This window comes from Shewanella hanedai (genome assembly GCF_007197645.1).
Taxonomy (GTDB): Bacteria; Pseudomonadota; Gammaproteobacteria; order Enterobacterales; family Shewanellaceae; genus Shewanella; species Shewanella hanedai.
On the sequence record NZ_VKGK01000036.1, the window covers coordinates 16,419 to 37,774 of the forward strand.

20 protein-coding genes are annotated in these 21,356 nt (G+C 41.8%); 6 read left to right on the forward strand and 14 right to left on the reverse strand.

Annotated elements, in window-relative coordinates; genetic code table 11:
* Positions 1 to 181: 181 nt before the first annotated feature.
* Complete coding sequence (locus FN961_RS21400; RefSeq protein WP_144042206.1) at positions 182 to 1,216, forward strand: LacI family DNA-binding transcriptional regulator; 1,035 nt, start codon at positions 182 to 184, stop codon at positions 1,214 to 1,216.
* A 72-nt stretch (positions 1,217 to 1,288) separates the two neighbouring features.
* Here the strand turns inward: FN961_RS21400 and FN961_RS21405 are convergent, their stop codons facing one another.
* Entirely contained in the window at positions 1,289 to 1,627 is a 339-nt protein-coding gene (locus FN961_RS21405; protein ID WP_012323941.1) for a P-II family nitrogen regulator, read from the reverse strand.
* A gap of 242 nt (positions 1,628 to 1,869) precedes the next feature.
* Here FN961_RS21405 and FN961_RS21410 point away from each other — a divergent pair, with 242 nt between their 5' ends.
* Together FN961_RS21410 and FN961_RS21415 are read left to right on the forward strand one after the other, a co-directional pair.
* A complete protein-coding gene (locus tag FN961_RS21410; RefSeq protein WP_144042207.1) occupies positions 1,870 to 2,382 on the forward strand; it encodes a GspH/FimT family pseudopilin in 513 nt (170 codons plus the stop codon).
* Between the two features lie 138 nt (positions 2,383 to 2,520).
* A complete protein-coding gene (locus FN961_RS21415; RefSeq protein ID WP_144042208.1) occupies positions 2,521 to 3,048 on the forward strand; it encodes a GspH/FimT family pseudopilin in 528 nt (175 codons plus the stop codon).
* A gap of 43 nt (positions 3,049 to 3,091) precedes the next feature.
* Here the strand turns inward: FN961_RS21415 and FN961_RS21420 are convergent, their stop codons facing one another.
* The 12 genes from FN961_RS21420 to murJ all read right to left on the reverse strand — a co-directional run bounded on the left by FN961_RS21420 (position 3,092) and on the right by murJ (position 17,387).
* A complete protein-coding gene (locus FN961_RS21420) occupies positions 3,092 to 3,382 on the reverse strand; it encodes a TapY2 family type IVa secretion system protein (protein WP_144042209.1) in 291 nt (96 codons plus the stop codon).
* The gene (locus FN961_RS21425) at positions 3,382 to 3,768 is read right to left on the reverse strand and encodes a type IV pilin protein (protein WP_144042210.1); all 387 of its coding nucleotides are present in this window, start codon (positions 3,766 to 3,768) and stop codon (positions 3,382 to 3,384) included. Before FN961_RS21425 ends, FN961_RS21420 begins: the two co-directional genes overlap by 1 nt.
* 34 nt (positions 3,769 to 3,802) lie before the next feature.
* Positions 3,803 to 7,327: a pilus assembly protein gene (locus FN961_RS21430; RefSeq protein ID WP_144042211.1), complete on the reverse strand. Its 3,525-nt coding sequence runs from the start codon at positions 7,325 to 7,327 to the stop codon at positions 3,803 to 3,805.
* A 2-nt stretch (positions 7,328 to 7,329) separates the two neighbouring features.
* Positions 7,330 to 7,758, reverse strand: coding sequence for a pilus assembly PilX family protein (locus tag FN961_RS21435; protein ID WP_144042212.1), 429 nt, complete (start codon positions 7,756 to 7,758; stop codon positions 7,330 to 7,332).
* Positions 7,759 to 7,805: 47 nt separating this feature from the next.
* Positions 7,806 to 8,774 (reverse strand): PilW family protein, encoded by a 969-nt coding sequence (locus FN961_RS21440; RefSeq protein WP_229814778.1) that lies wholly within the window; start codon positions 8,772 to 8,774, stop codon positions 7,806 to 7,808.
* Positions 8,775 to 8,786: 12 nt separating this feature from the next.
* Complete coding sequence (gene pilV / locus FN961_RS21445) at positions 8,787 to 9,353, reverse strand: type IV pilus modification protein PilV (RefSeq protein WP_144042214.1); 567 nt, start codon at positions 9,351 to 9,353, stop codon at positions 8,787 to 8,789.
* Positions 9,354 to 9,589: 236 nt separating this feature from the next.
* Positions 9,590 to 10,537, reverse strand: coding sequence for a 4-hydroxy-3-methylbut-2-enyl diphosphate reductase (ispH, locus tag FN961_RS21450; protein WP_144042215.1), 948 nt, complete (start codon positions 10,535 to 10,537; stop codon positions 9,590 to 9,592).
* Positions 10,538 to 10,540: 3 nt separating this feature from the next.
* Positions 10,541 to 10,963: an FKBP-type peptidyl-prolyl cis-trans isomerase gene (gene fkpB, locus FN961_RS21455; RefSeq protein ID WP_144042216.1), complete on the reverse strand. Its 423-nt coding sequence runs from the start codon at positions 10,961 to 10,963 to the stop codon at positions 10,541 to 10,543.
* A gap of 321 nt (positions 10,964 to 11,284) precedes the next feature.
* Positions 11,285 to 11,815: a signal peptidase II gene (gene lspA, locus FN961_RS21460; RefSeq protein WP_144042217.1), complete on the reverse strand. Its 531-nt coding sequence runs from the start codon at positions 11,813 to 11,815 to the stop codon at positions 11,285 to 11,287.
* Positions 11,816 to 11,938: 123 nt separating this feature from the next.
* A complete protein-coding gene (gene ileS / locus FN961_RS21465) occupies positions 11,939 to 14,761 on the reverse strand; it encodes an isoleucine--tRNA ligase (protein WP_144042218.1) in 2,823 nt (940 codons plus the stop codon).
* Between the two features lie 33 nt (positions 14,762 to 14,794).
* Positions 14,795 to 15,730: a bifunctional riboflavin kinase/FAD synthetase gene (ribF, locus tag FN961_RS25960; protein ID WP_144042219.1), complete on the reverse strand. Its 936-nt coding sequence runs from the start codon at positions 15,728 to 15,730 to the stop codon at positions 14,795 to 14,797.
* Between the two features lie 97 nt (positions 15,731 to 15,827).
* Positions 15,828 to 17,387 (reverse strand): murein biosynthesis integral membrane protein MurJ, encoded by a 1,560-nt coding sequence (gene murJ / locus FN961_RS21475; protein WP_144042220.1) that lies wholly within the window; start codon positions 17,385 to 17,387, stop codon positions 15,828 to 15,830.
* A gap of 246 nt (positions 17,388 to 17,633) precedes the next feature.
* Between murJ and rpsT the strand changes: the two genes are divergently transcribed.
* Positions 17,634 to 17,900: a 30S ribosomal protein S20 gene (rpsT, locus tag FN961_RS21480; RefSeq protein WP_144042221.1), complete on the forward strand. Its 267-nt coding sequence runs from the start codon at positions 17,634 to 17,636 to the stop codon at positions 17,898 to 17,900.
* A 208-nt stretch (positions 17,901 to 18,108) separates the two neighbouring features.
* On the opposite strand, the gene FN961_RS21485 is transcribed toward rpsT, so the two are convergent.
* Complete coding sequence (locus FN961_RS21485) at positions 18,109 to 18,423, reverse strand: ArsR/SmtB family transcription factor (RefSeq protein WP_144042222.1); 315 nt, start codon at positions 18,421 to 18,423, stop codon at positions 18,109 to 18,111.
* A 135-nt stretch (positions 18,424 to 18,558) separates the two neighbouring features.
* Between FN961_RS21485 and FN961_RS21490 the strand changes: the two genes are divergently transcribed.
* Positions 18,559 to 19,959 (forward strand): M28 family peptidase, encoded by a 1,401-nt coding sequence (locus FN961_RS21490; protein WP_144042223.1) that lies wholly within the window; start codon positions 18,559 to 18,561, stop codon positions 19,957 to 19,959.
* A 557-nt stretch (positions 19,960 to 20,516) separates the two neighbouring features.
* Complete coding sequence (locus tag FN961_RS21495) at positions 20,517 to 21,332, forward strand: DUF2971 domain-containing protein (RefSeq protein WP_144042224.1); 816 nt, start codon at positions 20,517 to 20,519, stop codon at positions 21,330 to 21,332.
* The last annotated feature ends 24 nt before the right edge of the window (positions 21,333 to 21,356 follow it).

Sequence of the window (21,356 nt, forward strand, 5' to 3'; positions counted from 1 at the left end):
TTTGAGTATAAGCAATATTGAATTTGAATTTCTTGTTTGCTAATTAACAGAAAAGTTCGCACTATAGTCAGTAACAAATTGAAAAACTCTTCTCCGTAAAGCTAAGAATGCATTTTGTAATGACATATTTACGATACTGGCTTTTGTACTTAATGCACTGATATAAAGAGTATTTAAAATAATGAAAGTAACAATAAATGACGTTGCTAAGCATGCAGGAGTCTCGATAAAGACAGTTTCTAGGGTCACAAATAACGAGCCTTCGGTAAAGCAAGCAACCATAGACAAAGTCAATGAGGCGATAAAAGTACTAGACTACCAGCCCAACTTAGCCGCTCGAAATTTAGCGGGAACCAAGTCCTACGTGATCGGTTTTGTTTATGATAATCCGAATGCTTATTATGTTATTGATATGCAAAATGGAATTTTATCTTCGTGCAAAAAATTGGGATATGACCTCTTAATTCACCCTTGTGACTCGAAAGGCGATAACATCTGTAATGAGTTAACGACTATGGTTAAACACGCCAGATTAGCAGGCTTAGTGTTAACCCCGCCACTCTCTGAAGACCCTAAAATATTAAAAGCGCTTGATGAGATTAATGCAAACTATGTTCGTATCATTGCTGGTGGAGAAGTTAAAGATGACACTGGATTAGCCGTGCTAGTTAATGACAAGCATGGAGCGGTTAGTATCACTCAACATCTTATCGATCTTGGTCATAAGTCCATTGCATTCTTAAGTGGTGATCAACACCATGAGTCGACGAAGGAGCGTTTAGCGGGTTTCACTCAAGCCATGCAAACTAACAAGCTTCCAGTAGAAAGTAACAATATTATTTCTGGGCAGTATTCATTCGAATCGGGTGTAAATGGAGCCAAAGAATTACTAAAAAGACCCCAAAGTAAAAGACCAACTGCCATTGTTGCTTGTAACGATGAAATTGCAGCGGGTGCGCTTTTTGCAGCTCGACTTGAGGGGCTCGATATACCAAATGACCTTTCAATCGTTGGATTTGAGGACAGCCCATTCTCAAGGCAGACTTGGCCTAAACTCACAACGGTTCATCAACCAACACAAAAAATTGCACAAATAGCCACCGAGTTATTGATTGCCAAAAGACGTTCAACCAATGATGAACGAGCAAAGATATTTATACCTGAACCTGTGATTAGGGACTCAAGTAGTAAAGTAAAGCCCTCACTTAAAAACTGAGTTAGTTAAAAATAAAAAAGGCCGCAAAAAATTGCGGCCCTTTGTTATCTCAAAACAAGCTCATTGAAGGAGCTAAACCGCTTCTTCGTTTTCTTCACCAGTACGAATTCGGATCACTCTCTCTATCTCAGTAACAAATATTTTTCCATCACCAATTTTTCCAGTTCGTGCTGTATCAACAATCACTTCTAGTGCTTGATCTAGCAGCTCATCTTGGATAACTAATTCAATTTTAACTTTAGGCAAGAAATCGACCATATACTCGGCACCACGATAAAGCTCAGTATGTCCTTTTTGACGACCAAAACCTTTAACCTCTGAAACAGTCATGCCTGTAATACCAATCTCAGCAAGCGATTCCCGCACATCATCTAATTTAAATGGCTTAATAATGGCTTCGACCTTCTTCATCAAACTCTCCTATTCACTTGCTTAAATTGCTAAAAATATTGAATGACTAATCTTAGCATGCGATAGACTTTCCCCAAAGACTAAATGTTACATTCATCAATACAAGGCTTGTTCTAGTTAACGAACAATTAAGGAAGCAAAGTAAAGTTCAATAACTCGTCTATAATTAACATTCAGCACACATTTCACTGGCTTAACACTTACTTTCAGGATGTGAGTAAGAACATTTTCAAGGATGAAAAATGAAAAAATCACTCGGCTTTTCCTTAGTTGAATGCATGACCACTCTAGTCATCTCCACGATCTTGATTTCAGTTGGTGTACCTCAATATCAATCTATTGATGAATATTTTCGGGCCGATACAGCAATACGAAAAGTGCAGCAGACCTTCCAATTGGCCCGAAATCACGCTATCAACTATTCAAGTAGAGTCACCGTCTGCCCCATAAAGGAAGGTAAATGCTCTAAAGATTGGAAATTAGGCCTTACTATTTTTACAGACTTAGGAGAATCAAATCAGATCGATGGCACTGACATTATCATATTTAACACAGCACCATTCGACTCAAGAGATTTCATAACCTACAACAGGCAAGCTGTTAGATTTCAGCCTACAGGCTTAGCGTCGGGGACTAATGGAACCTTAAGGTACTGCCCTTCATCGCAAGATAGTCAATATTCACAAGCCGTGATCGTAAATCAAGCTGGTCGAGTAAGATTTTCAACAAAGAAGGTAATCACATGCGATAACTAACAAGTTAACCGTTACGAAACAACAGTGTCAAAAATACCTTGCAAGCCAATAAATTGGCTTGTTTTATTACTGTTTACCTACAGATAATAGATATGTTTTCGCTTATACTCTACTCAGTATACAGTGAGGATTTATGTAATGTTGACATTCAAAAAAGGCTTCACCTTAGTCGAGCTGATGGTGACACTCGTGATAAGTACAATATTAATCGCTGTAGGTGTCCCCTCTTTCACCGATATGTATCAAGGTTATAGAGCTGATAGTGAAATAAGAAAAATGCAACAATACCTGATGTTTGCCCGCAGCCAAGCAGTTAGTTACGGTGCAAGAGTCACAGTTTGCCCTATCTCTGGCACTGCGTGTGGAACTGATTGGAAGCAGGGGTTCAGTATTTTTATTGATAACGGTGCAGCAACAACCATAGATACAACTGCGGGAGTCACAGACCCGATTATCAAACAGGTTGATGCATTTAATGCTGACGATTTTATTACCTATGCAGGTAACTCCGTTAGCTTTACACCTGACGGGTTAATTCCCTCGACATCGACCACTGGAACCTTTTCTTATTGCCCAGGCTCTAAAACAAGTGAAAACTCAAGAGGAGTGGAGATAAGCTCATCTGGGAAAGTACGACTTTCTGATGTCGTGATCAACTGTAACTAATGCTAATTAAGCTATATTAGGAAGTGGTATTTATTATCAATAATTAGTGCAATGTAATTTTATCAATATCTTGTCCATCAGAAGATTCAAAATCCTGATTAATTAGCACGCACTCTTGTACATTTTTAATGTAGTATTTCTTCCCTTTCTTATTCATGTTGGTACGCCCAACTAAAGTAGCCATTTTCAACTTGATTTCTTTGGCTTCCCATCGATAGAACACCACTCTATCCCCGTCAGTTGAATTGATGAAACACTTATAATCTTGCTTCTCACTAGCAAAAGTTGACATAGACAAAGCAAATAAAAAAAGTGAAACAATATAGCTCTTCATTACCAACACTCCGCTGGGGTTTTAGCCCCTGTATCTGTAATTTGGATCGTAGCACAACCGCTATCACGACTTGCTTGGACCCCCTGCGCTGTAGCAACAAGCACAAAGTTCCCCGTTCCAGTTGAATCAATACTGTATAGATCACTCTCCGTCAAAAATGGATCTGCACCAAATCCAAGATCGACCATGTTTTCAGTATATCCACGATTATCAAGATAGTACTGCTCTTGCAAATTACTTGCTCTTAACAGTGATGTATGCGCCTCTGCACGAGCACTTTCAGCAACATATACCGTATATGATGGATAAGCTATTGCTGCTAAAATACCTATAATGGCAATGGTTATCATCAACTCAATTAACGTAAAACCTTTATTTATTTTCATAATATTTTCTCAGCTTAAGTTAGTGTGATTCGCTTCACTCATCAATGTGATAATAGATTTTGTTCACACCTAAACCTGAACCAACATTAATGGTTCCTGTCGCTTCACCATCTTTTATCTCCCCTTTACCGACACCAATGATATAGATATAGGGATCCTCTCCTGTTTCTGGAGCGGGGATAACTATTTGAGGTGTATCCGGTACACGCTCACCTAATTCGTAATAAACATTTGCATAGGTCCTAGTACCTTTATGCAGATTAAAAATGTAGAGCCTACCTTGCCCAGAGGTGCTACATATTAAATCAGATATGACATTGGCAGATGGAACAAAAGAAGTAAAAAAGACCCTACCATCTATTATCAGCGCAGCCGTCAATGACTTTTCGCCGCTTCCAGTAAAATCGTAATACCACCCTCGTGTGGCACCAAAAGTGATATTTTCAGCTTCAGTCACAGGAGGCGCGGAAGTGACGTTATACAGTTTACTTATATCTATAACCTCAGGAACCGCCTCTCCAACAAGACTTCGAGTAACAACATTTCGGTCTTGTAAGACAAAAAACTTATCAGCAGTATCAAGCCCAGTTGGGTGAGATCGATTACCACTGCCTATAACGACAGCATCATAGGGAATATTTTGATAAGTTGTTGTCGTTGTTGTCCCTGAACCATCCGTAACTTCGACTTCCGAAATATTACTAAATGTAGTTTGAGCGACCGCTGGCTCAGCAAAAAATCGTCGATCATTAATCGTTGTACCGCCGCCTAAGCCTGCCAATTTATAAGCGCTCCATGAACTCTTATTTGAATCAGGTAGATCCATCCTCCACACATTTCCGCCGACATCTGTCGCATAGATACGATCTGTAGAGCCATCATTATTACTATCCAAAATAGCGACTGAATTAGGAATACTGTCAACAAGCCCATCAATTTTTGTTCCAGCTAACCCTGTGTCTGTGAACGCATGAATTAATGCACCTGTATCAGCATTAACTACATACACAGCTTTTCCATGAGTTGCGGGCGTATTGGGAACTGTATCTGCATCATATAAAGAGGCATCATATCCTCCTCCAAATATCAGTACAGGCCCTGTATGGCCAGGTATTGTCGTGACGATGGGTTCAGACCAAGTTTGCCCAAGCGCAGAAAAACCAGCGCTATGTGGAGTAATAACCCATTTAACACTTGGAGAGTCAGGAGATGTCACATCTAAAGCGTAATAAGAGGAACCACCACGTCGCATGCCTATAAATACCCATGCTTTATTAACTTTCCCTGAAGAATCAGTCTCTGTGTAGGCTACAGGAGAGCCATCCATGCCGTAGACTGAATGACCTCCGTTGGCAATGTTCTTCTTCAAAATAGGAACATTACTCAGCAACTCTGTAGGCATAAATGCCCAGCTCTCCACTACATCACTGCCTGTATCCTTAAACATATGAACTAAACCTTGGTTAGTCCCCAAAACAATACGGATATCAGGGCTCGCTTTTGTACCAAAATTAAGTGCTAAAGGCTTTGAGTGTAACGGATCCCCCATGATGTCACTTCGAAAATCAGTTTTACTGCCCCCTGGGTTATCAAGATCGACATCGTAACCATATAACCACTTTACCGTACTGCTAACATTAGCCTCATCAATCCCCATATTAGTAGACAGAATTGATTCAGAAACTTGTGAGAGTGAAGACATTGGGCTAGTCAAATTCGAATAGATAGTCCTACCACTGATGCCAGTTGAAGGTGTCACTTTTTGCAGGGCTTCTATCACCCCACCTTCCATCACTTTTTTACCATCAGCTTTAGGCGAACAAAGACTCCAGAAAGTACAGGCTGTATCCTTAATATTTCCTTGTTCACCAATCGCTATCACACCATTTTTATCCACTAGTACGCCATCTGAAGTCACTTTAAGTTTTTTCAGGTTGCCACTCCATCTTGGTCCTCGACCAGGAAGAAACATCGCATAATATGCTGAATCAAATGTCTGAGTGCGATCAAAATTATTACTGGCAATACTTGGAGAGGTAAAGCTTGCATCCGTTTCCATTATCGTTAAAAGAGCTTCGTTAAGTGCAGCGGCTAATCCAAGCCCTCCGGTCGCTGAAAAATAGAGTCCGCCTCCTCTTCTAGCTGTTTCTTTCAATAATGGCGCGGCATCTGATGCACCTGAGCTAAAACCAATCGTAAAGGTCTTAACTGTTTGCATATGCTCAGTTGTTCCATCACTCTGTACTTCCGGTGATGTCACCAAATCATTATGATAGAGATAGCTCGATAATGCAGGGAGGTAGTTGGGCGTAGAAAGACTTTCTGAAAAAGCGGTATAAAGTGGCGCGACAATTTTATCATCAGCCTGCTCAATCACGCCATTATCTGTCAGTGTTTCTATATCTGTATCAGCAAAAGTGTCCTGGCTTGGAACACCATCGGTAATATAGATAATATAAGCAGCATCTGGGCATATCCTGAATGGCGATTTATAATTCGAACCAGATTCTGCTGTCGTATCTCTTGGCGGCTTATTACCCTCATACCAGCTGGAGTAATCTGAGTCTTTTTTACCATATAGCACCGACTTACCAGCAAAATATCGATAGGCTTCAAATAATGTTTCGCAAAGTGGGGTATTAGTATCAGCAGGTATGCCATCAATAGTTGATAAGAGTGCACTTTTGTTAGATGTGGTCATTTTTTGAATTTTTGAAACAATGCGTCCGCCATCACGATAGCCTTCAGACGGATAATCCATATTAAATAACGCTAACCCAAAATCTACTGATGTATTGGTGTTAATAACAGTCTCAATCGCTGTTTTCGCAATGCTCAATCGAGATTGTGGACTGGTAGGTAACTCTCCAGCAACAGCAGCCGCATGCCAACGAAGATAATTAGCCGTATATAACGTCACTGCCTCACCTAATCCTAGCTGAGTATCTCCACCTGCCGTGCTATATGGCTTAGGAACATTCCCCTCTTTAATTCCATCAATAGGAAAGCCATTAGGATGCGAAACCCCATCCTTATTTTTTGCATTAATCGGGTCATTTTCATGAATATCTTCCAGGCAATCTATGGTGTCATAGTTAGCACCACTGTTATCTCGTAACTCACCCCAAGTGCCCGTTTTCCCCCTTATTCGATACTCACCAACAAACCCAGTAAAACGACCGTAAGTTTCAATTAGACTCCAGCTTTGGTGGCAACCATTAATATCTTTTAAAAAACGTTTCGAATCAGAGGGACTCAAAGGTATATCGGTACCTGCATTATCTACACCAGCGCCTTTGGTGAAATAAATTTTATCATCTTGATAAGCGTGAGCTGAGCTAATTGCTTCATAGGTAATTCCAGAATCATATGACCCTGGAGTGTCCTCTTCAATAGTGCTCATGCTTCCAGAGTTATCAAAAATAATTAATATTTTTGGATTTGCACCGGTTCTTAATGAAGACTCAACAACATACAGCTCGGTATCATCGGCAACAGTACCCGCTGATATTGTAACCAAAGCAAACAGAACCGAGCATAAAACACGTTTAATCATCATTTCTAGCTCCCAGTAAGCACTTCTTGTTCAACACCAGCGATAACCGTTAATCGGCCCATATCATTACGCCCAAAAGTAGATACACTCGAAATTTCAGAACGGCGGCAACTGACTAAATTAGATGAATTCGCATTGGCGCTGCGTTGACAACTCACATCATCAAGCTGCAAAGGTGTGATCGTACTGGTTACACCTAACATGGTACCCGCATTAAATTCGCCAGTTAAATTTGCAAGCCCAACACCTTGATTAGTACTGATAACGCTATCTAACGCCCCATGGGCTGAAGCCATTGCTTCAACACGTTCAGATCCCGCACCCGCCATTCTCATGGACTGAGTCGAATTCACAGCAAGTGCCACACCAATCACTGTCATAATGACAAGTACAATCAGTGAGAAGAACAGAACAATCCCTTTTTGCTTCTTCATCTATTTACTCCAAACAATTTTTAAGCACACGTCTCAACATGTGCTATTTACCTAATCAATACGGGATTTTCAAGTACGACCGTAGTCGAGACAACTTTCCTTCTGAAGTTATCTCCCGTAGCTGCAATGGCTTTATCACCCAATCTGTACACTGTATTGTTGGTATAACTGTTGTCTGCTTCGGTAGCTCTAACTAAAACAAATATCCTCAGCGCAACTAAACGCTGAAAGAGCTCATTGTCCCACATCAAATTAGTGACATTTTGCACTGGCATAAAGCTGTCGGCCGTGTTGTCTCCATCATTATCAAAGCCATACAACACTCTAAAATTTTCGATTCCTTCGACAAGTTGGTCTTCATTAGCCATGCCGTTATTGACACTTAATGTTCTACGTCTTAATACCGGAATATCGCCATCATCAGCAATATAGTAAATATGATGCTGGTACACCCAAAACCTGGCATTGGCTAAAACAGGTGGGACAGGAGTGCCGACAAAAAATATGGCCTGATTGGGTGTGGCGGCCATGTAGTATCGGGTATTTACATTAGGGGTTACAGTTGCAGGACCAATAAGCCTTTTTATCTGTAACACATCAGTGCCACTGTTGACGTTGTTTAGGCAAGCAAAAAAGTCAGCACTGACACCACTTTCATACCCCCACAATCGCCTAAAATGCGATGGCTGATTGTTCGGCAATGTCGCATTATTCGCGCCAGCACCAACGCAGTCATTTGGCACAATGCCTGCGGGAATTTGAGTGTTTGCCCCAAGAACAAAATCGGTTCCAGTCATGTCACCCATAAACCCTAACTGACTTACATCTCTTTCAATCAGTGCCAGTGCAATACGTCCATTCTCTTGGAGTTGATTAAACTGGCTTGTCGTTGTGACATTCGTGGCAGACATAGTAAACATGGCAAACAAGCCTGCAGATAAAAATAAGCTGATCACCATGGCAACCATAAGTTCAACCAAAGAAAAACCCGCTATCTGTTTATTCCTTTTCTGCATCGCTTGTCTCATTTATATAATCACAGTATTGATCGAGTAAGCACGGCGCCTGTCACTGGCTGTACCACAACTTTTAATAAAAGCAGCACCATCACCTGTCGCATTCTCTGTACCATCGGAAAGGTTTCTTATTCCCCTCCACGTCATCACAACAAGTACTTCTCCGGTGGCTTGAATCTGAATACAAGCCGTTGGAGTATCTAAACCACCAACATCACGACCACTAATTCTCTCTGAAGAGCCACCGAACAATTGTTCCCATTGATATAGATCCCAAAGCCGAGTTTCCACGTTGCTACAAACCACTGCTGCAGCGCCAGCGGCAACATCACAAGAAGTGCTAGGGGCGGAGAGAGCACCACTAAAAGTGCCGCTATAATTGATTAACTGAGTACGATTCAATTTCATTCGGTTAATAATGTCATTGACATAATAAGAGGCTTGAGTTTGTTGAAATGATTCAAAACTACTTCTCTTGGAAACAATATGAAGATTAAAAATGCCGATCAGACCTATCACTAGTATCACTAACGACACTAGCACCTCGATCAAAGAGAAGCCTTTTACCTCATTTTTCATCTGCGTCAACTATCCTTTATTCGTCATATTATTGACGGTTAAAACACTGGTTTACCTGTTATAAATCTGAACGTTAGCTTAATCAACCACTATATAGGTTAATGATAGTTTAGTCGAATGTTACACGCGAGCATTAATAGTGTGTGCAAATATTTTACATTAAAAAAATGGTAAAAATTAGATAACAAAAAGGAGGCTATTAGCCTCCTTTATTTTAGGAAAAACGTTAAAAATAATTACCTTAACTCAGCTGGAACCGCAAAAACGGTGTCTTCTTTACGCCCTTCAACTTCGGTGATCACACTGGGTGCTAATTTTGCGATAGCCTCAACAACTTGCTGAACTAACACCTCTGGTGCAGATGCTCCAGCAGTTACAGCTACTTTAGTAATACCTTTAAACCAATCTGAATCTATATCGTCAGAGTTATCGACTAAGTAAGATTGTGTGCCTCTTTTTTGAGCCAATTCTCGAAGACGATTAGAGTTCGAACTGTTCTTAGAACCAACCACAATGAACAACTCTACATCATCGGCCACATTTCTTACTGCATCCTGTCTATTTTGAGTGGCATAGCAAATATCATCTTTGCGAGGACCCTGGATACTAGGAAAACGCTTTTGGAGCGCCACAATAACATCTTCGGTATCATCCATGGATAAGGTTGTTTGAGTTACAAAGCAAAGATTATCAGGATTTTTAACAACCAATGACTCTACATCTGTTGGAGACTCAACTAACAGCACACCACCTTCAGGGTTGTCGTACTGACCCATGGTTCCCTCAACTTCAGGGTGACCAGCATGACCAATCAAGATGCACTCGATACCTTTACGACTTGCTCGTGTCACTTGTAGATGAACCTTAGTCACAAGTGGACAGGTCGCATCAAACACTTTCAAACTACGACGTTTGGCTTCTTTTCTCACGGCTTGGGAAACACCATGAGCACTGAAGATCACAATACTATTGTCGGGAACCTGATCCAGTTCTTCAACAAAAACCGCACCACGATCTTTCAGATTCTGTACCACATAACGGTTATGCACCACTTCATGACGAACATAGATAGGAGCTGGAAATAGTTCTAAAGCGCGTTCAACAATGCTGATCGCTCTATCCACACCGGCACAAAATCCACGTGGGTTTGCGAGTTTAATCTGAAGGTTATTGTCTACTTGCATACGTTATAGTACCTGCACGACTTCAAGTTCAAAGGTCACCACTTGCCCAGCCAATGGATGATTCAAATCGACAGTAACAGAGTCACCAGCAACCTCACGGATCATGCCAGGGATCTCACTTCCACCAGGTCCCCCAAAGCTAACAATAACGCCAGGTTCAAGTGACATGTCAGCGGGAAATTTACTTTTGTCCATATGATGAATAGCATCTGGGTTTGACTCACCAAACGCATCAACAGCTTGTAGTGTAAAACTATGCTTATCGCCTTCAGACAAATTAACAATTTCAGCTTCAAACGCTGGACTTAATGTCTCATCACCCACATTCAACTTTGCCGGCTTGCCCGACGCTTTGGTACTATCAGCCGTTGAACCATCTTCAAGTACGATATTCATATGACATAAAATAGAACGTGTATCAGCCAATGTAACTACTCCTTCACTGTATTACTGTTATCTTGAGCTTTCTTTATCGTTTGTATCTAATACGTGTATCAGGCAGATAAGGTAACGACTCCTTCACTGTATTATTGTTATCTTGAGCTTTCTTTATCGTTTATATCTAATACGTGTATCAGGCAGATAAGGTAACGACTCCTTCACTGTATTATTGTTGTCTTGAGCTTTCTTTATCGTTTATATCTAATACGCGTATCAGGCAGATAAGGTAACTACTCCTTCACTGTATTACTGTTATCTTGAGCTTTTTCGCTTATATCTAATACGTGAATCAGGCCGATAAGGTAACTACTCCTTCGCTGTATTACTGTTATCTTGAGCTTTTTTTTTCTTATCGTTTCGTTCAGTGATAATTGAATCGATGATGATTAAACCAGCACCAACACAAATGGCAGAATCAGCAATATTAAACGCAGGGAAATGGCTGGTATTCCAATAGAAGTGTAAGAAGTCGACAACAAAACCGTGCTGTAAACGGTCAATCAAATTACCTAATGCCCCACCAATCACTAAGGTGTAAGCTAAATTCAAACGCCACATCTGAGCCGGTTGCTTTCTTAACCAAAAAGTTAATAGCGTACTAAAACCAACAGCAATTATCGTGAACAACCATCGTTGCCACCCGCCTGCATCACTCAAAAAACTGAAAGCAGCGCCATAGTTTCGCAAGTAGGTAAAATTAAAGAAAGGCAATAATTTTACAGACTCATACAACTCAAAATTAGACAATACCCATTGCTTAGACAGTTGATCGGCAATAAACACCAATACCACCACCCAATACCAACGCAAGCCACTGTCTTTCCAGTTAGTTGGCATTAATCAATCCTTCCCAATCTAAAATTTATTTTATCAATGCTTTAAAAATATTATTTTTCAAGCATTGAAATTAGTTAACAGAAAAAAGCAACGGCTCCTCAAGAGCCGTTGCTTTTTTACTATTTAAGCGAACTGGCGAACTTCGCCGTCACCTTCAATGTTGGTCACACAACGAGTACACAAGGTAGGATGTGATTCAACTTGCCCCACATCCTCTCTGTGATGCCAGCAACGTTCACACTTTGCTGTTTCTGCTTTATGCAGACCTAACTTAAGCGAGCTCAACTCGGTATCGATAGCGTCTGTTGGTGCCGCTGACAACTCAAGAATTTGAGTCTTAGAGGTAAGCAATACGAATCGTAGTTCATCACCTAAAGTAGCTAGAACTGAAGATAGGGCTTCATCAGCGTAAAGCGTAATTTCAGCTTCAAGCGATCCACCGACCTGCTTTTCGCGACGAGCTTGCTCGATCACCTTGTTCACTTCAGCACGTACAGCTAATAGCTCTGACCAATACTCATCACTAAGATCATTCTCTGTCGTGACAGACTTAAGTCCTTGGAACCACTCTTGAGTGAATACGTATTTTTCACGCTCACCCGGTAGCAGTTGCCAAATCTCATCGGCTGTAAAGCTTAAGATTGGTGCTATCCAACGAACCATAGCTTCAGATATCAAGTACAGGGCACTTTGACAACTACGACGAGCATGACTGTCACTTTTAGCGGTGTACTGTCTATCTTTAATGATATCAAGATAGAAACTTCCTAGCTCAACAGAACAGAACTGCATGAGTTTCTGTGTCACTAGGTGGAAGTTATACTGCTCATACGCTTCAAGTAACTCTTCTTGCAGTACAGTAGCGCGACGAACAGCCCAACGATCCAAGGCAACCATATCTTCAACGGCAACCAAATCGGTCTCAGGATTAAAACCATTGAGGTTAGCAAGCAGGAATCTAGCCGTGTTACGGATACGACGATACGCATCAGCACTGCGGTTTAAGATCTCATCAGAGACCGTCATCTCACCAGTGTAATCTGTTGCTGCAACCCAGAAACGAAGAATATCCGCACCCAGTTTATTAGTCACAGTTTGTGGAGCAATAACATTACCCACAGACTTTGACATCTTGCGTCCTTTACCATCAACGGTAAAACCATGAGTCAGCACTTGCTTATAAGGTGCTTTACCATTCATCGCAGTAGAGATCATCAATGATGACATAAACCAACCACGATGCTGATCGCTACCTTCTAAATACAGGTCAATATCATGACCATGGAACTCAGGACGTGCAGCAACAACCGATGAAAAAGATGAACCAGAGTCATACCAGACATCGAGTGTATCGGTTACTTTGCGATATTGATCTGCTTCATCACCTAATAGCTCTGCCGCATCAAGATCCCACCAAGCCTGAATACCTTCTTGCTCAATCTTATTTGCAACACGCTCCATAAGTGAAGTGCTATCTGGATGCAGTTCTTCAGTTTCACGATGCACAAATAAAGCAATAGGCACGCCCCATGTACGCTGGCGAGAAATACACCAATCAGGACGGTTTTCGACCATTTTTTCAATACGATTCTGGCCCCAGTCTGGGATCCACTTCGTTTCTTTGATTTCACTTAACGCTTGCTGTCTAAGGCCTTTTTGCTCCATAGAGATAAACCACTGAGGTGTAGCTCTAAAGATAATCGGTGTCTTATGGCGCCAGCAATGTGGGTAACTATGGATAATATTTTCAAACTTGATGAGTGCGCCTTTCTCTTCAAGAAGAGCAACGACACTGTCATTAGCCTTAAATACATGCTGACCGGCAAAGATTTCAGTATCTGATTTATAAACGCCGTTATCACCAACAGGGTTAGCCACTTCAAGACCATACTTCTGACCAACGATGAAATCGTCTTGACCATGACCTGGCGCGGTGTGAACCACACCAGTACCTGAATCGACGGTAACATGCTCACCTAAAATAACAGGCACATCGAAATCATAGAAAGGATGGTTAAATCGCAGTAACTCAAGTGCATCGCCATTGACTTTACCTAGCACTTTATGGGAATCAACGCCATAACGCTCCATGCATGACTCAACTAGCGCATCAGCTAAAATCACGGTGGTGGTTTTATCGCCTTTAACAAACTCAACTAACGCGTATTCGATATCACCAGCGATAGATAAGGCACGGTTAGCAGGCAGTGTCCAAGGCGTCGTTGTCCAGATAATCATAGAGGCAGGACCACTACATTCATCAACACCAAATTTAGCAATCAGAGCAGCTTTATCTGCAGCGGCAAAAGCAACATCGATGGCTGGAGATTTTTTATCTTCGTACTCAACTTCAGCTTCAGCAAGCGCTGAGCCACAATCGGTACACCAATGCACGGGCTTAACACCTTTGTGCAAGTGGCCATTTTCGATTACTTTTGACAAAGAACGCACGATGTTCGCTTCAGTGCTGTAATCCATCGTTAGATACGGGTTATACCAATCAGCAAACACACCTAAACGGATAAAGTCATCACGCTGACCATCAACCTGTTTAGCCGCATACTCACGACATTTAACACGAAACTCTGCGGCGGTAACTTTATGTCCAGGCTTACCCACTTTTTGCTCAACTTTGAGCTCAATCGGTAAACCGTGACAATCCCAACCAGGGATATAAGGCGCATCAAAACCTGACATTGTTTTAGATTTAACAATGATATCTTTTAGAATTTTGTTAACCGAGTGACCAATATGAATGCTGCCATTCGCGTACGGAGGGCCATCATGTAAAATAAAAGGCTTACGGCCAATACGACTATCACGGATCTGTTGGTACAGATTATCTTCTGTCCAAGATTTCAGCATCACAGGCTCACGATTAGCCAGGTTACCACGCATCGGAAACTCAGTTTCCGGCAAATTCAAAGTAGATTTATAGTCGCTCATTAATCCTATACCATTCATGTTTGCTAAAAGATCTTAGCTTGCATCGAAGCCAAGCAGATCTTTGGCTTTGTTTGCATCATTGTTAATTTGTTTTTTCAACGCTTCCAGTGACTGGAAAGGTTGTTCATCTCGAATTTTTGCAACTAATTCAACTTCAATATTACGCCCATACAGGTCACCATCAAAATCGAAAATGTGTACTTCTAATTGGCATTTTTGCCCATTAACCGTTGGCCTAAAACCAACGTTGGCAACACCATCATAAACATCACTGTTATCCCAATACAACCTTACCGCAAATACGCCTCTCACAGGGCTCACTTTACGCTTCAAAGCGATATTGGCAGTAGGAAAACCGATAGTGCGCCCAATTTTTTCACCATGAGCCACTCGACCGCTCAAGGTAAAAGGATGACCTAATAATCGTCTTGCCTGTTCCATCTGGCCTTTAGCAAGTAGCTCCCTAATCTCTGTAGAGCTGACTCGTTTATCGCCAAGAATGAAACTTTGAGTGCTGACAACAGCAAATTGATGTTTCTCCCCTGACGCTCTGAGCATGTCAAAATTGCCCATTCGCTCCTTGCCGAAACAGAAATCGTCTCCGACAACCAGGTATTTAACGCCAAGGGATTGCACCAACAATTTCTCAATAAAATCTACTGCAGGCATCTCGGCAAACTTAGCATTAAAATTAATGCACACTAAGCGGTCTATTCCGAGCTCTTCAAGCAAGACGATTTTATCACGCAAGGTACTGAGTCTAGCCGGAGCACAATCTCCCCTAAACATCTCTTGCGGTTGAGGTTCGAAGGTCATCAAAGTCGCCGGCACATTCAGCTGTCTCGCCTTTTTCACGAGCTTTGAGATAACTTCAGCATGCCCACGATGTACCCCATCAAAGTTGCCAATGGTGAGAACACAACCGTGATGTGCTGGTAAAATATTGTTTATACCGCGGATTAGTTCCATTGCATTACATAACTAGCGAGCCTAAGTGGGCGGATTATATACCAGCTGACATTGATTATCAGCAATGATCTTACTTGGTATTGTCTCAAACCGTTATTTACAGACCCGTTTTAATTTTCCAGGGGCGAATTCCCAGCACGATCATGCTGATCAAATAACTCCCTACGCCTGCACCAATCAAGGCTAAAAGTGTTAAGGCTCGCTGTGTGAACACTTGTTGCAACCAAATATCTTGACTCGGTAAAAGTTGAATTAAAACGGTGACCATCACTATACAAGATAGCATCGCTTTACCAAAAAAGAGTCCGGTTTGCTTACTGACGGTGTAAACCTTCGCTTTATGCAAGCCGCGATATAACAAGGCTGCATTTAATAATGCCGATAGAGATGTCGCAATAGCCAAACCAACATATCCAAATGGGATAGCAAAAATGATATTTAACACCATATTACTGACCATCGCGATAATCCCATAACGCACTGGCGTTTTGATGTCCTGCCTTGAGTAATATCCTGGTGCGAGTACTTTAATGAGCATAAAACTCAGTAATCCACTCCCATAAGCCATCAAGCTATAAGAAGCCATTTCAACATCATCAGCAGTAAAAGCACCGCGCATGAACAAGACCATTAACATAGGCTTAGCGAGCAAAATTAGGCCACACATAGCCGGCATGCCCAGTAACAGAATCGCCTTAATTCCCCAATCCATGGTTTTTTCAAACCCTTTACCCTCATCATTCACATGTTTTTTAGATAAAGCGGGCAAGATCACGGTGGCGATGGCAATACCAAACAAGCCTAGAGGGAACTCTAATAATCGATCGGAGTAATAGAGCCAACTGATTGATCCCGTTACCAGATAACTGGCAATGATGGTATCAAACAACAGATTGATTTGTGACACTGACACTCCAAAAATAGCAGGGAGCATCAAGGTGCGAATTTTAACGACTCCAGGATGGTGCCAACCCCAAGATGGCTTAACTAGCGCCTTTTCTTGAAATAAAAACGGGAGTTGAAACAAAAACTGAATTAACCCACCCGCAAACACCCCAATAGCAAGGCCTAACTCAGGTTTTTCAAGCTCTGGTGACAAGAAGAGTGCAGCACAAATGATGGCTATATTTAAAAATACTGGCGTGAATGCTGAAACAGCAAATCGGCCTCTCGTATTGAGAATAGAGCCAGCCATTGCAGTAAAAGTAATAAACCACAGATAGGGAAAAGTGATCTTTAGCAAAAGAGAAGCAAGTTCAAACTTTTCACCGCTGGGTTCGTCATTCAGCCAAGCAACGAACCAGCCGTTAGCAAACAAAGCCATGATTACCGGTGATGCAATAACACCGACTAAGGTCACAATACTCACCAAAACACCTAAGGTGCCAGTGACCTTTGAGATAAGTTCCCTTACCTCCTCAGCAGTATTTTTTTCTTGGTACTCAGTAAATACGGGAATGAAGGCCTGTGCAAAAGCCCCCTCGGCAAATAATCGTCTTAAAAAGTTGGGAATTTTATTTGCTAAAATAAACACATCGGCACCACTGCCTGCGCCCATAAGATTAGCAATAACCACATCCCTGACTAATCCCATGACGCGAGAGACTAAGGTCATGACACTCACGATGATGCCTGACTTAACTAATTTTTTACTCAAAATATGCCCTGAATTGTACCTAGAACTTTAGAAGAGTAGTCTCAAAAATATGATTTTCCCCTATCACCTTCTAGCTATTACTGTTAGAATCGCGCTCCATATTACACGAGTTAGGTTGGAGATAGCTAAGCAGGTTGAATTTTTTTATCTTTAAGATAAAGATTCAACTATTGTCATTGACAAAGTGGCAATAGTGAGGCATATTCCCGACCTTTAAAATATCTAACCCTATTTAGGAGTTGCACCTTGGCTAATAGCAAGTCTGCAAAGAAGCGCGCGCTTCAATCTGAGAAGCGTCGTCAGCACAACGCTAGCCGTAGCTCAATGTTACGTACTTACGTTAAAAAAGTAATCGCAGCAATCACTGCAGGTGATCACGCGGCAGCTACTGCAGCTTTCGCTGTAGCACAACCAATTGTTGACCGTATGGCGACTAAAGGTCTTATTCACAAGAATAAGGCTGCTCGTTATAAGTCACGCTTAAATACTAAAATCAAAGCACTTGCTGCTTAATTTTTAGTTTTAAAGCAAATGAAAAAAACCGGCCTTGGTCGGTTTTTTTATGCCTGTTATTTGGCTTACACATCACCGTTATCAAAATTGAGGCAAAAAAATAGAGAGGCAAGCCTCTCCATTAGTCATCTGTTGTGTCGCTTTTATCCAGTCATAAACCAGCCGTTAGTAAATAACAATCATGTACTAACAACAGAGCTTAGCTTTGTTAAGCAACTGTCTGCAATCTATCACAATAGATGTTATCAAGTAATTTAATGATTTCTGCAACTTCCTTGCTCTTCAACGAATAGTAAACCGTTTGAGCTTCCTTGCGAGTTTCGACTAAATTATCTTTTCTTAACCAGGCTAAATGTTGCGACAAAGCAGACTGGCTTAAACCCAGCTTCTTATTCATCTCGCCTACACACATCTCTCCTTCACTCAGTAAATAACACAGAATGAAAAGGCGACGTTCATTAGCCAAAGCTTTCAACATTACGACGGCATGATCTGCACGCTGTTGCATTAATTCAATATTCATTAAAGTCTAATTCTCCTAAAACAATCCCCGCCACTAATATAGCCTTGCCTTACAGATATAGTCGGGACATAAAGCACACTTTTTGCTAGATTGTTTTCAAAAATGGGACATAAGTAATAAAAACAAAGGAAACTTATGAAAAACGGCCTACACATCTTACTCATAACTTGTCTTTCAGGTTCACTTTTAGCCTGTCAGCAAACACCACCCAACTCTAAAAACCTTCAAGTTTCTAGTCAATTACAACAAGATGCCCTCTCCTCGACCTTGGCTTATGACTTGGTAGAATCCTTAACTGTAGAAGTTGGCCCTAGATTAGCGGGTAGCGACAAAGATCTGGTTGCGGTTCAATGGGCTGAGGATAAATTAAATCAATTAGGTTTTGATAAAGTTTACAAAGAGCCAGTAAAGGTTCCGGTATGGGATCGAGGCAATGCCGAAGCAATTGTCGTAGCCCCTTATCCTCAAGGCTTAGTCATTACCGCTTTAGGAGGCAGTGTTGCGACTCCTACCGAAGGGATCACCGCTCCAATTGTGCGCTTTGACACTCTTGCTGCGCTAAAGGCCTCCCCAGCAGGTTCATTAGAGGGAAAAATAGCCTTTATCGATCATAAGACTGAGCGTCACACCACAGGCAAGGGTTATGGCAAAACAGTCGGCGGACGCTCACGCGGTGCAGTAGAAGCCGCATCTAGAGGAGCGCTGGCCATCGTTATTCGCTCCATTGGCACGGATCACGACAGAATGGCTCACACTGGCGCCATGCGCTACCAAGACGATGTACCACGCATTCCTGCAGCAGCATTATCCTCACCGGATGCTAATCAGCTTAATTTGATGCTGAAACGAGATGATAATGTTGTTTTGCAAATCAAGATGTCACCGCAAAGTCATGGATATGCGACCTCTTACAATGTGATTGCTGAAATCACCGGTTCTAGTAAGCCTGATGAGATTGTGCTTATCGGCGCACACCTTGACTCATGGGATGAAGGCACGGGTGCGTTAGATGATGGCGCCGGAGTCGGCATTGTGACAGCCGCGGGAAAATTGATCCAAGACTTGCCTCAAAAGCCAGCCAGAACCATCCGAGTGGTACTCTACGCAGCCGAAGAGCTAGGGCTTATTGGTGGAAAGGCTTATGCAAAAGCCCATCAAGATGAACTTGCTAAGCACTACATAGCCGCAGAATCAGATTTCGGTGCTGGTCGCATTTACCAAATCGACTACCGCGTCGCTACGCAAGCTTTTGAAGCTGTATTAGCAATGAGTGCCCCTATGGCATCTAACGGTGTCGCAATGGGCACTAATACCGCCTCTGGTGGCCCTGATGTCTCAATGCTGCCTAAACAAGGCGTGCCTGTGGCATCATTAAGACAAGATGGCCAAGATTACTTTGACTATCACCACACACCCAATGACACACTGGACAAAATTGATCCTGCAGCGCTACAGCAAAACGTCGCAGCTTATGCGCAGTTTGCCTATCTAATGGCTCAATCAGAAATTGAGTTACGCCCTTTGGCAACTAAGTAGATTTTGCTAAATAGCTGTTTAGCGATCAGCTTTATTTGTGCCTCATCAATTTAGCCACCATTTATCTATAATGGTGGCTAAATTACTTCGAATAAGCTTGATTACATTTTCTGATTTAGCTTTCGGCTGAGCTGGACTGTTGAAGGTTGCACCTTCATTGTTATCTATCGCTTGCAGCGTGCTTATGTGCAGTTACTTCTGCGAGACGCTGTAAAGCCATCCCTGGCCGCTTTACGGTTTCAAACAACGTCCATGTTTAACGGCCAGTTCGGCATCCCAGCCTCTCGTTCGAAGAGTTTCACTATGTGAAACCTCACCCTGAAACCGAAACTCGCAGCCGCACCTACACCTGTTCATTTATCTCTTCGATTTAGCTTCTAAGTAGTAAGTATCGTTCCAGAATAGCGCAATTAGCTACAACCTCTTTGTTGATTTAGAAATAAGAAGCGACTGATTTGGTAGACTATAAGTGAGAATGGTTGCATTCTACGCCCAAGAAAAGTGTCTTGAAGTTGCATAAAAATTGTTAGCATCTTCTAATTAAAGTGGTTCTTTAAATGATTCTATACAAATACATGTCATTTTCTTCAGCGAGAGCTGTGATTGACAATAATTCTATCGGATTTTCTTGCCTCGAAGATTTGAATGATCCTTTTGAAAGCGCTGCACTATGTTTTGAAAAAAGTGATGAATTACCAAATAATTCTCAATATGGTCCACACCGTTCTCGTCTAAGCCAAATGTACGGTGTCCTTTCCCTTACACGAAACCCTTTAAACGCACTTATGTGGGCTCACTATGGGGATGACCATAGAGGCGTAGTTGTTGGCATTGATATGGATAAAGCGGGGCTAAATGATCCAAGTAAATCCGTTATTCCAGCCAAATTCGGAGAAATCATTTATACATCCAGTATTCCTAGGAACCATCTGCCTACACCTACCATGGATTCATGGATGAACATTGGTAATCAGTTTTCTTCATTTCACGAAGATAACTATGACTTATTCAAGAATGCCTTTTTGTATAAAGATCTTGCTTGGGGTTATGAGGAAGAAGTTCGAGTTGTTAAAAACATCATTGACCCTAATGGTGGCAGTCGTTACAAGAAATATAGTTACTCAAATTCCTCAGGCAACTGGCTCCAAATCCAGCATCAAGGAAGACCTGTTTGTTGCTTATCAATTCCGCAGGACTCAATTGTTGAAGCTTATTTTGGTTTTTCATCCCATAAAAATGTCACGCGTCTTGGGGTCGATGAAAGTGTGTACCATTCAGTTAGAGAACAATTTAACCACCAGGGTGTTGATGTTAAACTTGTACGCAGAAAGACAGGGACTTGGAGTTTGGAAGTTAGTGATTTTGTGGTCTGAACAATGCTAACGAGCGATTTGTGC